Raw genomic sequence first — 12,868 nt, forward strand, 5'->3', positions numbered from 1 at the left:
AGTGGACTGGTTACGCCTAATCAACTAATCAACCAATCATCCATTAACCAATCCCCCAACATCATGGCAAAGAAACTCATAGGTGATCCCATCGACCGCATCGATGGGAAGCAGAAAGTCACCGGCTCGGCCCGGTATTCAGCCGATATAAAACATCCCGGTCTGGTACATGGTGTGCTGGTGATGAGCACCATCCCTACTGGCCGAATTCAGAAAATCGATACGACCGAAACGCTCAGACTACCGGGCGTGCTGGCCGTAATGTCGCATGAAAATGCGCCAAAGCTGGGCGGTATGGACAAGAACAAGACCAGTCAGGTAGCTACCGACCGGGTGTTGCACGTGTTTCAGGATAATGTGGTGCATTATAACAACCAGCCTATTGCGATGGTCATCGCCGATACGTTCGAGCGGGCCGTTGAAGGCGCTTCGCTGGTTCGGGTAACCTACGATGCGCAACCCTACAAGCCGGAACTGCCCGCCAACATCAAAAGCGCACAGACACCCAAGCAGCTACCCCGTTACGATGATCAGGTGGATACGTTACGGGGTGATATGAAGAAGGGAATGACCGAGGCAACAGCTAAGTTGGAGGCCACCTACCGCACTCCCACGCAGTTTCACAATGCGCTGGAGCCGCACGCGTTGCTGTCTGTTTGGGAGGGCGATAAACTGACGATATACAACGCTACCCAGGGCATTTCGGCCAACCAGAAGCGGGTAGCTGAGCTGTTCGGTATTCCAAAAGAAAACGTCCGGGTGATCACTCAGTTTCTGGGCGGCGGTTTTGGCAGTAAAGGCACCACATTTTCGCAATCGATACTTGGGCCAATGGCGGCTAAACTGGTTAACAAGCCGGTGAAACTGGTGCTAAAGCGTGAACACATGTTTGGCATGGTTGGCTCACGGTCGGCCACTGTTCAGGCTATGATGGCCGGAGCCACTGCCACGGGCCAACTGACGGCCATGTCGCACGATACGGTGGCCCAGACCGGCACGATGGATGACTTCATGGAACCAGGCGGCACCATCACCCGGATGCTCTACGCCTGCCCCAACCTGGCTACAACCCACAAATTCATTAAAGCCAATGTTGGGTATACCTCGCCTATGCGCGCACCGGGTGAAGCACCGGGCGTTGTTGCGCTGGAATGTGCCATCGACGAACTGGCTACCCAGCTAAAGATGGACCCGCTCCAGTTCAGGCTGGTCAATTATGCCGAAACAGACCCGCACAAGAATCTGCCCTACACGAGCAAATCACTTCGGGAATGTTACCAGCAGGGTGCCGATAAATTTGGCTGGTCGAAACGGCCCGCACAAGCCCGCGCTACCCGCGATGGCAACTACCTGATCGGCACCGGCATGGCTACCACCGTATATCCCGTCAACCGGGGCGAGTCGTCGGCCATGCTGCGCCTGAACACGGACGGGACCGTTCGCCTCGAAACCGCGACACAGGATCTGGGCACAGGTACGTTCACGATCATGACGCAGATTGCCGCTGATATTCTGGGCCTGTCGCCCGATATCGTGACGCTGGGAGCAGGTGATTCAAACTATCCCGAAGCCGTTGGATCGGGTGGTTCGCGCACGACGGTCACTACCGGGTCGGCCGTAGCAGAAGCGGCAGAAGATGTACTCAAGCAACTAAAGAAGATGGCCTATAGCGATAAGAAGTCGCCCCTATATGCCGCTGCCGCCGCCGATCTGGTTGCCCAAAATGGCCGGCTCGAATCGAAATCGAACCCTACAAAGGGCGAGTCGCTTACTAGCCTGTTGAAACGAAACGGCAATAAACCGGTCGAAGCAACGGTAAAATCAACGTCGGGAGCCGAAAAGGACAACTATTCCATGAATGCCTTCGGAGCCGTATTTGTCGAGGTGCGCGTGGACGAGGCCCTGGGTGAGGTACGTGTCTCCCGGATGCTGGCGACGATCGCGGCCGGAAAAATCGTCAACGAAAAAACGGCCAGAAGTCAGATTCTGGGCGGTATGGTATGGGGCGTCAGTATGGCCCTGCACGAATATGCCGCCCGCGACCAACGGACAGGCCGGGTGATGAACCCAAATCTGGCCGAATACCACGTACCTGTCAACGCCGATATACGCAACATCGACGCTTTTTTCATCGAAGAAAACGACGAGATCGTAAACCCGGCGGGGGTAAAAGGAATTGGCGAGATTGGCATTGTGGGTACGGTTTCTGCCATTGCCAACGCCGTTTACCACGCTACTGGCAAACGCCACTACGAATTGCCGATCACGGTGGAGACGGTTATTGGCTGATTGGTTATTGCCGCCGCGCGGCCCTTCGACAGGCTCGGCGCCCCCGGCTCAGGGTGACAAGCTCACTCAAGGTCGTCATCAACGTACCTAGGTGTCCTGTCACCCTGAGCCGGGGGCGCCGAGCCTGTCGAAGGGCCACGCGTCAGCAATAACCAATCAACTGATTAACCAATAACCATTTACAACTTGACCTTGAACAATCTGAACGGATAGGTGACTTTATCCTGTCCGTCATTATACTTCGCCGTTCGGTGAATCTGGGCCGCCGTGACATACAGATACCCGTCGGGGCTAATACCGAAGCTGTCGGGCCACAGCAGCCGATCATCCTGGAAAATCGTTTCCAGTTGCCGGGTGGGCGTGAACCGACGGATGGCCTTGTTCGGCGAGTCGGTGAGGTAGATATTACCCGCCTTGTCGGCGATCATGCCGTGCGAAACGCCTGTTTCGCCCATCAGTTCCACGCCCGCCGCCACCTGCTCTGGTGTCAGGCCGGGGTTTGTTAACAGCTCTGTTGCAATTCGGTAGAGCTTCGTCTGGTTGATAGCCCGGTAGTAGAGATAGCGGGAATCAGGTGTGAGAGCAATGCCATTTACGTTGCTGCTGAACATCCGGCCAGCTTCGTCCCTAACCTCCTTTCCCTCAATGACCAGCTTGAAACCGGGGTCGGCAACGGTTGATGGATGGTTCTTTAGTACGGTTCGGCTCTTGCCTGTTGTTAGGTCCAGCACCACAATAGCCGAGCGTCCGGGATCCGACAGGTAAGCGATCTGCCGCCCTGAATCTACCTGTACATCGTTGAGGCCGGTCTGTTCACGGGGCAAATCTTCAAAGCGGTAAACCCGCACGACCTTATTCGTTTTCAGGCTGATTTTCAACAGCTTAATCCCGTCCGTTATGGTTGGACTACCAGCCGGACTAGCCGGATCGAGCACCCATAATGTGTTGGTCGGATCAACAAACAGCGCCTGCACACTGATCAACCGATCCTGCGGTTTCAGCGAGTCCCATTGGTTCCATTCGGCGTTTGGATACGGTCGGCGCTGCCCGTCAACGATCTCGGCCAGCCCGTACCGGTAGGTTGCCCGCTTAGGGAATGTCACAAAAACACGGCTACGCGGCGCGTCATTCGACACCGCCAGCCCAATCGGTTGATAGGGGCCAAACTCAGCCACCTCAACCAGTTTAGGGTCGGTCTGGGCCATGGCAAGTAAGGCAGGTACGGTTGTCGTTAGCAGAGAAAGAAGCAGATTTTTCATCGTCTATTAGACAACTAGTTGTCAGTTGGGCCACTTGAGAAACTAAAACGAAGTCATTATACCCTACCAATTTTATCGCCTTTTGTTTGCGTAGCGCGTCCCCGACTGAAGGTTGCGCTACGAACCTGTACTGAAAATTTTCGCCAACCTTGTAATGTTTATCGCGGTCAGTCGTCTTTGTCCTTGAAATGGATCTACACGCATTCAAGCAACGGATTTTACCTGTTCAGAATCGGCTCTTCCGGTTGGCTACGCTTTTTCTACGCAACCATGAAGATGCTGAGGATGCCTTGCAGGATGTAATGATGCGACTGTGGGACAACCGACAACAACTGGATACCTATCAAAGCGTGGAAGCCCTGGCCGTTCAAATGACTAAAAACCTGTGTCTGGATCGTCTGAAGGCCCATGACCGACGGAAGCCGGTCGATAATGCGGAACTGGGTAACGTACCTGCCGACCAACTTTCGCCCTATCGACAAACGGAGTTGACCGACAGTGCGGGCCAAATGCGACGGCTGATTGATGAGCTGCCCGAAACGCAGAAACTGGTGCTGCATCTGCGCGATGTAGAAGAGTATTCCTTTGAAGAAATTGAACAGGTAACCGGCCTATCGCTTAACACGATCCGGGTGACTTTATCGCGGGCGCGGCAACGACTACGAGACGGTTACGTAAAACTAAATGACTATGAATCCAACTATTGATGCGTTGCTGGCACGCTATTATGAGGGCGAAACAACGCTGGAGGAAGAGAAAATACTGCGCGATTTTTTCCAGAATTCTACACAGCTACCCGCTCATTTACAGCGCCATGCGTCCCTGTTTCAGTATGTAGCCACTACGCAGTTACAGCAAACACCGATTGATTTTGTAGCTCGTTTTGATCAGAAGGAAGCATCACGACCTGCTGGTAAAATCCGGCAGCTTACAACCTGGGGACTTCGACTGGCGGCGGGCGTCACGTTGTTGCTAATCGGCTTTGCAGGCGGGCGGCTATACTCTGGCCGAAGCTTATCGGACAGCCCGGTATCGGCTGTTGGTGATCAGCCAGAAGCCGCCACGATGAAAAAAGTGCTGGCGTTCGACGCAATGGAGCAGACCTCGGCCAGCGACCGCATTCAGGCCGTGAACCAGAGTTATGACCTCGACCAGGCCGACCACGAGATTACCCAGTTACTGGTCAATACGCTCAACTTCGACGCCAACGTCAATGTGAGGCTGGCCGCTTGCCAGGCGCTACTTCACTTCGAGCGGGAAGAAGGCGTTCGTGAAGCGTTGATTCAGTCGTTGCGGATTCAGAAAGACCCAAACGTGCAGTTAACGCTGATCGACGCGCTGGTGGCCATTAAAGAGAAACGGGCTACGACCGAAATGCAGTCGTTGGCCCGCAACCAGCAGGTGCTGGAAGTAGTGCGCTTAAAAGCCGAAGAAGGAATCGGCGTATTAACCAACTCATCTCAATCTCCTTCCTAATAGGTATCAACTAATTTCTAGAGTCATGAAAAAAATGATGTTACTAGGCATTTTATGCCTGAGTCGATTCACCGTGCTTTATGCGCAGGAAAACAAAACTAAATCTGGTTCCGGCCAATACAAAGCGGAAGAAGGAGACGTGGTACAAGGGCAGGTTAAAGAATACAAGACCAAACTGACCAATTCGTCTGACCAGAAAGTGACGATCACGTTAAATGCTGCTAACCTGAAGATTGAGGGATACAGTGGTAACGAACTGATCATTCAGACTTCTGCTAAACTACCGGTGGTGCCCGAACGGGCGAAAGGTCTCCGGCCACTGTATAACTCAGCCGTAGACAACACGGGTATTGGGCTGGCGGTCACTACAGAAGATGGAGGACTCCACATCGAAAGTGCTTCGCCGAGAAATGTCCCCTATACGATTCGTATCCCGCAGAAAGTGGCGATCCTATACGAACAGATTAATTGGAATATGGGCCACGTGACCATTCAGAACGTGGATGGCGACCTGGAGCTTCGGACTAATAATGGCAGCATTTCGTTAACGGACGTGACCGGGCCTATTGTGGCTAACACGACTAACGGCGAAGTTAAAGTAGCCTTCTCGACGCTAAATCAGCGTAAGCCAACGGCCATCACAACCATCAACGGTTCAATCGACGTCACCTTGCCTGCTACCACCAAAGCCAACTTCAAATTGAGCAACATCAATGGCGGCATCTACTCTGATTTCGATTTTGGTGTGAACAAAAAAGATGGCCTTACGCGCATGGGTGGCGGGTATAGTTCTAATGGTACGACCAACGGCGGCGGAGTTGATCTACAGTTGAAAACGATCAACAGCGACATCTATATCCGCAAGCAGAAGTAAGGCATTCACTCACATTTCCTCTCCTACCCCCATGAAAAACACGTTTGTACTCCTGTTAATTCTGGCGTTCACAGCACCTGTTATTGCCCAGAAAATCATAACTAAATCGCTGCCTCTCTCATCGGGTCAGGCGGTTCATCTCAATCTGAGATTCGGTGATAGCATCCAGGTACGTTACTGGGACAAATCAGATGTGTCGGTGCGGATTGCCGCTACCATCAACAACGGCAAGCTCAACGATGCGCTTACTGTTGAAACAAGCTCGACTGATCAGGCAGTGAAACTGACAACCGATTTCGATAAAGAATTGATCAAGCAGGGCAAATCTGAAGATTGCCCAGGCAACGGAAACAGATCGACCTGGCAAACAGATAGAAACGGAACGTCTTACTCCGTTTGTAGCACGATCAACTACGTCATTTTTCTTCCTCGAAAGGCCGCCCTCCGCGTAGAAACGATCAATGGAAACATCGACATTCAGGGAGCCACAAGCCCGGTCTGGGCTAAGTCGATCAGTGGGTTTGTCGATGTGGGCTGGGCAGGAAACAAGGGAGCAACGGTGGCCATGAAAACCATTACGGGTGAAGTGTATTCCGATCTCAGCATCGATTTCAAGAACAAACGCGAGAAGCACCCCATCGTTGGTTATCTGCTGGAAGGCACGGTACTTAGCGGTGGCCCGGAGGTGCGGCTGGAGTCGATTAGCAACAATATTTTTCTACGAAAAGAGAAATAATAAGGTCATTTCTGCCCGTCGTGCAACGTTTAGGGGGGCGGTGCATCTTTTGAGTGCTAGTTAAGTTCAGGTTCATCCCATTTTCAGGCCCCTTTACCCCATTCTCTACACAAGCCTGAAGGTAGCGCCTAGTTTTGACTATCAATCGATAAAACGCTACGCCACAGCGGACGTATCGTAATGACCGCTTAACATCAATCAACCTCTTATGAAGCTTTTTTTAGCTGTAGCCGCCCTGGCGCTATGGGTTGGGACCGCTTTTGCCCAATCTGCCCCTAAAGTCACCGTTACCGGGTCGCTTATCGACTCGGTAACGACAAAGCCGGTTCCCTTTGCCACCGTCGCGTTACGGAAAGCCACTGCGCTCATTGTCGGCACCACTACTGATAGCTCAGGTACGTTCAAACTGGCAAACATAGCGCCGGGCAGCTACACCGTCACCCTGTCTTCAGTAGGGTATACTGCTAACAGCCAGGCCATTACCCTATCAATCGATCAACCCTTGATGGCTATCGGCGCGATTCGAATGGTGTCTGATAGCCGCACACTTAGTGAATTGACGGTAACGGCGCAGAAAGCGTTGATCGAGGAAAAGGGCGATCGGCTGGTCTACAACGCCGAGAAAGACATCTCCAATGTGGGTGGTTCGGCCGCTGATGTGTTGCGTAAAGTACCGTCGCTGAGTCTGGACCTGGACGGCAACATTCAGATGCGGGGCAACAGCAACATTCGCGTATTGATCAACGGTAAACCATCGGCGATGATGGCCCGCAACCTGGCGGATGCGCTGAAACAGATGCCTGCCGACAACATCAAATCGGTGGAGGTGATCACCAGTCCCGGTGCCAAATATGATGCCGAGGGCGCGGCGGGCGTGATTAACATCATCACGAAAAAAGCGCTTCAGGGGTTCAATGGATCGGTGATGGCCTCACTGGGCAACATGAACCGGAGCATGAACACAAAGCTCTCGGTGAGAACCAAAAAGATAGGCGTTTCACTATCGGCCAGCGGGTATCAGTTCCGAAACATTCGGGAAGCACAGATCACACGCACGACCCTTTCGGCCGGTCAGCCGTTGAATTATCTGTTCCAACAAAGTGCGGCTGACAATACCGGAACGGGCGGCTACGGGGAGTTCAGCCTGGATTATGACCCTGATTCAACGAGCCGGATCAACTTTTCGGCCAATGCCTGGGGCGGATCGTATCCCAACAATAGCTCCGTTCTCAACCGCCTCACCGATCCGGCGGGCAACCCGTTACAGACGTTCCGCAACGACATTCAGTTTCGCAATCCCTACGGCAACACCCAGTTCGATCTGGGCTACACCAAAACATTCAATAAGCGCGGGGCAAATGCGACCCCGGCCGAGTTCACCTTGCTGACGCAGTTTAGCCGGATGCCCGACAATTACTTCTACGATACCGACCGCTACACGTTGAACGAAACCGAGCAACTTAGTTTCCGGCAGCACAGCACAAACTACAGCCGTAACAAAGAATACACGCTCCAGGCCGACTACACCTATCCGTTCCTGATTCGAACCAGCCGCGACACGATGCAGTTCAAGCTCGAAACGGGCCTGAAAGTCATCCGGCGCGACATTGGCAGCGAATACCGAGTAGAGCAATCGGCTGACGGTCAGTCACCTTTCGTTACCGACCCCACGCAATCGAATGATTTCGACTACAACCAGCACATCTATTCGGGCTATACCGCCCTGCGGGTCGAAACCAAACAGAAATGGAATCTCAACCTGGGTGCCCGGTTCGAAAAAACGGTGATCGACGGTAACTTCCTGACTACTCAAACCAAACTGAATACGCAATACACGAATCTGATTCCGAGTATCACGATCTCGAAAGCCATCAAAACGCACACGCTAAAAGCGAGTTACACACAACGGATTCAGCGCCCTCAGCTCTGGTTTCTGAACCCGTGGGTAAATGCCAGCGACCCGCGCAACCTGCAAACGGGCAATCCGTATCTGAATCCTGAACTAAACCACGCCATTGAACTCGGCCACAGTGTATCGACTAAAGCGGGCCTGTCGATCAACTCGGCCTTCTACTGGCGCATGACCGACAACGCCATCGAATACATCCGAACAGTCGATGAAGCGGGCATTTCCCTGAGCAAGCCGCAGAACATAGCCCAGCGCAAAGCCTACGGCCTGAACGTGAACGTATCGGGGCAGGCCAACAAAAACTGGACGCTAAATGGCGGCGTTGATGCGCGGTACGTAGACCTGACCAGCGTTGCCCTGAACCAGAGCAACAGCGGATTGGTGGGGAATATGAATGTGAGCAGCACGTACAAGCTGCCCCATAATTACACCTTTCAGGCAAACGCCAACGTCAATTCGGGCTGGATTATGTTGCAGGGATCGGGGTCGAGTTTCTACTGGTACGGCTTTGCGCTGAAGCGGGAAATGATGGACAAAAAAGCAAGCCTGACCCTTGGGGTCAACAACCCGTTCAACCGGGGCGTTTCCCAAACCAACCTCCAGTCGGGCCCCTCATTTGAATCGGAAGCGCGTTCTTTCTTCGTCAGTCGCTCAGTTCGGCTGGCCTTCGAGTGGCGGTTTGGTCAGATGAGTGCTGGCGGCAAACAAAGCAAAAAAGTCCAGAACGACGACGCAGGCGGGCGGTGAGGTAGCTGTTTTACCCCCAACTCCCTGAAGGAGGCTCCTGCTCCGCTTACTAAATCGCGGAGCAGGAGCCTCCTTCAGGGGGTTGGGGGTAAAACAGCATCAAACGTACAGAGCGTAGCTACGTAATCTTTACTGCCGTCGGTGACCCACGAGTCTAGCTGGGCCGGGTCCTTAAGCTGCTGACCACGGAACCGGGGCACCACCATGTAGCCACATTTCACATCGGTCAGTGCCGACATGTCGCTCCATAGCTTCTCGATCTGCGCAACCGGGTAAATATCTTCCTGCCCATGTCCCCACCGGTATTTCACGTCTTTAAGCGTCACGTAGGTCGGTATCCGATGTGCCACGCTACGAACTGCTTTAGCTAACTGCGCCTCATCGCCGGTCTGAAGATCGGCGCGGGTCAGGCCGAAGAGTTGCAGCAGTGCGTCGATCTGAATCCAGGTCGTGTTTGAGTTGTAGTAGCTCAAGTTCAGTTCGTCTTCTTCGCGGGGTTGCGCCAGCCCTTCCAACAGTCGGATGTGGCCGTTCACGCGCGCCAGTCCACCCCCACGGTCCTCGATTCGGCGGGGAACCACCTCAAACGTCAGCGCATTGCTCGACTCCAGGTGATGACCCAGGGCGGCCGGGTCCACATCGGCGCCGAGCGTATCGATGTTATGCAGCATCAGCGTTTCTACCTCCGGGTGCTCGGCGAGCAGTTTGGCCAGCGTGCCGTTGCGCAACAGGTTCGACACTTCGTACCAGTGCCCGAGGGGCGAAAACCGCTGGGCGGCAATGTTGTCTACGTAGTCGGTGCCTTCGCCTTTCGATTTGGCCCAACTGATCATGGCCTGCCGCCCGGCGTCACGCACTTTCTGCTTATTTTCATCCAGCATTTCCTGCGGTGTTTCTTCCCACATGAAACGAAGGTCACGCTCCATTGGCACAAAACGCTGCCCGATAGACCGGCCCGGCGACAGGTACGTTGCGCCGGCATACCCGAAGTTGCCCGTCTGGGCCAGCTTCTTACGGATGGGTTCGTGCGTCATGTAGCTGGTTGCCACCAGGTGCGGAATGGCGGTACCGTATTTTTCGGCCAGCTTCCGTGTTTTCGCCAGGTGAATTTCCAGGAAGCTCCGGTGTGCCCCGTCGAGTTCAACAAACGGGTTGATGGTTTTAATTACCCCCGCCCCTTTTGTCCAGCGACTGCCGACACCGGCCCCCAGGCTCAGAACGGCCACTTTCCCGGCCCGAATGGCTGCCTCGCCCACCTTCGCCGACGCAGTTACCGATTCGAGTTGAACAATATCGCCGGGGTGCACATCGTCAATCGACGTATCCACGGGAAGTCGGTTGCGGGATAAGCCGATACGTCCTTTCTGGATTTCTTCCCGAATTTCTTCGTGTTGAATGAAGTCGAATCCGTTGTCTTTCTTGATCCGGTCGGCCTTCTCATTCTCCACGCTCCGGTTGCCCTGCGATGTAGGGTCCGACACCTTGAAGAGATTGCTGATAATGGTACGCAGCAACGGATAGGCCTGGTTATTCTGTTCGCAGTGTGTGGTAAAGAAATCTATTTCGGCCCGCCGACCATACGGAATAGTCGCCGGGTCTTTCCTGACCAATTCCGACACGTGAATGCCGTAGTACGGTTCCGGCATCATCGCTTCAGCACCTTCGTGCAGGGTCGACCAGGTGCCACGCGGGTTGATGCTCCAGTTATAGACCACCGGCTCCATCGCGAAGGGCAGCGAATCGGATAGTTCGGCTTTCGTCTTCCGCAGAATGTCCAGCACCTGCATCTTGTAGTCCTCGTACTGCGCCGGGTTCACGAACATGCCCATGCCCCCGCCCGACATGCCGCCGAGCATCAGGAAGCCGTAGTAGTCGTTGCCGAACTGCTTTTTGGCCTTGGCAATGATCTGTTCGGTGAAATAAGTCGAGGCCCAGGGGATGATCGTTTTGATGGGTCCCTCCCAGTTTCGGGCTGTGTTGGCCCCCAGCTTCTTAATATCGCCTTCTTTGATGGCTCCCAGAATATTGTCGAAAATCTGGTTTGTTTGCTGCCGGGCCACCCATTCTTTATCGCCCCGAAGCAGGTATTTTTCGGTCACCATCTCCAGAATCGGTCCGACGTTCGACGCCATGCCGCCGTGCATCAGCACCAGCGAGTTCATGATTTTTTCCTGAATGTCGGGATGTACTTCGTCGCCCTGCAACACGCGGTGACGGGGCAGCAACGTACCCCGGCTAATGCCATATTCAGGGTCGCCTTCCTGCGCAAACGTACCCTGAATGGCTTTGATACCCGGCCAGACCCCACCGGAATCCTGCCAGCCACCGCCCGAACCGCCAATCCACTCGCCCAGAATGGCGCGGGAAGCCACCAGTCGGCGTTCGCTTTCTTCCAGTCCACCTTCCAGGTTGCGGGTTTGTCCCGTAGCCCGCATCAATAGGCTGATGATGGAGCCCAGCAAGTTGGTCGACACGGCAAAGCGGGAGCCCTTCGGAATGTCGTTCACTTTGGTGACGAGTTCGATGCCCATGCCCGGTGCCACAATCCGGGTCAGGATTTCGGGCAGCGACTGGTTTGTGCCTTCAAACGAAGGTGGAATCAGGCCCGACGCAATTACCCCGGCTTTCACCAGACTGAGGTAGTCATTCCCGAAATTGAACAGATCGGCCAGGTCGTGAATATCCTTGGTGGTATTCAGATCGACGCTGGTGAGGCGCAAAACGGGTTCCGAAATAACCCGAACAAAGCATTCCAGCGGTGGCCGGATATCTTTGTCACGACCGAAAACGCCCAGATCAATAGAGATATTGATGACGCGGGCACCTTCGGGGTAATCCATGCCCAGAAAGAAAATATCCGACCAGCCACTATGCGTAAGGTCCATCCGCACCGACGTTTGTTCGTGCAGGATGGGGTAAAAAAGCGAGTTGTCGGGCCGTTGCAGCAGTTTGGGCTGGATGCGAATCGGGTGCTCGGTCTGATGCCCCACGCGGAACATCCACTGGTTGCCTTTGCTGGACCGCACGCTTTTCCGAACCTGATCGGCCAGAATCTGAAACGATAGCTGATGATAACTGTCGGCCAGGGCGCTGAACAGCGTAGCACTTGGCCCCTGCCTGTCGAGGTCCTGCAAGAACCGGGCAATGGCCTGCTCAAACCGACGCGCCAGCAGGTCTTCAAAACCAGCGTAGGGTATTTTGCCGATGGCAGGCGTTTCCGGGGCGTCGGTCAGCGAAAAGCGAAAGCCAGCCGACAGGAACAGGATGGCCCGTACTTTGTCGTACAGGTTCGGCGTCGACTTGCGAAAATCATCCAGTTCCCGCAGCGCCTTCAGCAGGTTAGCGGCAGAGAGCGTGCGGCTAAGGTCAAAGAAGGATCGGTTGCGGGTAGTGGGATCAGCAGACGTAATGGTTTCTATAAAAACATTCATGTTGTGTTGATTTTGGGCAGAGGGGGCATGTTGCTTTCGCGTGGCCCTTCGACAAGCTCAGGGTGACAGTCCCACTCAAGATTGTCATTCACGTGCTTGGGTGAGTTGTCACCCTGAGCTTGTCGAAGGGCCACGCGAAAGCAACAC

General features: G+C 54.2%; 8 protein-coding genes. 6 read left to right on the plus strand and 2 right to left on the minus strand.

All coding sequences use genetic code 11. The features are described 5' to 3' along the window. Positions 1 to 63: 63 nt before the first annotated feature. Positions 64 to 2,289 carry a xanthine dehydrogenase family protein molybdopterin-binding subunit gene (locus ACFE8Q_RS07180; RefSeq protein WP_375444689.1) on the plus strand — a complete coding sequence of 742 codons (2,226 nt, stop codon included), beginning with the start codon at positions 64 to 66 and terminating at the stop codon, positions 2,287 to 2,289. Positions 2,290 to 2,468: 179 nt separating this feature from the next. Here the strand turns inward: ACFE8Q_RS07180 and ACFE8Q_RS07185 are convergent, their stop codons facing one another. Next, positions 2,469 to 3,548 (minus strand): L-dopachrome tautomerase-related protein, encoded by a 1,080-nt coding sequence (locus ACFE8Q_RS07185; protein WP_375444690.1) that lies wholly within the window; start codon positions 3,546 to 3,548, stop codon positions 2,469 to 2,471. A gap of 188 nt (positions 3,549 to 3,736) precedes the next feature. On the opposite strand from ACFE8Q_RS07185, the gene ACFE8Q_RS07190 reads away from it, so the two are divergent. The 5 genes from ACFE8Q_RS07190 to ACFE8Q_RS07210 all read left to right on the plus strand — a co-directional run bounded on the left by ACFE8Q_RS07190 (position 3,737) and on the right by ACFE8Q_RS07210 (position 9,290). After that, positions 3,737 to 4,255 (plus strand): RNA polymerase sigma factor, encoded by a 519-nt coding sequence (locus tag ACFE8Q_RS07190; RefSeq protein ID WP_375444691.1) that lies wholly within the window; start codon positions 3,737 to 3,739, stop codon positions 4,253 to 4,255. Beyond that, the gene (locus tag ACFE8Q_RS07195; protein WP_375444692.1) at positions 4,239 to 5,024 is read left to right on the plus strand and encodes a HEAT repeat domain-containing protein; all 786 of its coding nucleotides are present in this window, start codon (positions 4,239 to 4,241) and stop codon (positions 5,022 to 5,024) included. Before ACFE8Q_RS07190 ends, ACFE8Q_RS07195 begins: the two co-directional genes overlap by 17 nt. Positions 5,025 to 5,049: 25 nt before the next feature. Further along, entirely contained in the window at positions 5,050 to 5,898 is an 849-nt protein-coding gene (locus ACFE8Q_RS07200; RefSeq protein ID WP_375444693.1) for a DUF4097 domain-containing protein, read from the plus strand. Between the two features lie 31 nt (positions 5,899 to 5,929). Next, on the plus strand, positions 5,930 to 6,634 hold the full coding sequence (locus tag ACFE8Q_RS07205; RefSeq protein ID WP_375444694.1) for a hypothetical protein: 705 nt from the start codon (positions 5,930 to 5,932) through the stop codon (positions 6,632 to 6,634). A 208-nt stretch (positions 6,635 to 6,842) separates the two neighbouring features. Then, positions 6,843 to 9,290, plus strand: a complete 2,448-nt coding sequence (locus tag ACFE8Q_RS07210) for a TonB-dependent receptor domain-containing protein (RefSeq protein ID WP_375444695.1) — start codon at positions 6,843 to 6,845, stop codon at positions 9,288 to 9,290. Between the two features lie 74 nt (positions 9,291 to 9,364). On the opposite strand, the gene ACFE8Q_RS07215 is transcribed toward ACFE8Q_RS07210, so the two are convergent. After that, positions 9,365 to 12,721, minus strand: coding sequence for a UTP--glucose-1-phosphate uridylyltransferase (locus ACFE8Q_RS07215; RefSeq protein WP_375444696.1), 3,357 nt, complete (start codon positions 12,719 to 12,721; stop codon positions 9,365 to 9,367). Positions 12,722 to 12,868 lie beyond the last annotated feature (147 nt).

The sequence above is a fragment of the uncultured Fibrella sp. genome (assembly GCF_964250085.1).
GTDB lineage: Bacteria > Bacteroidota > Bacteroidia > Cytophagales > Spirosomataceae > Fibrella.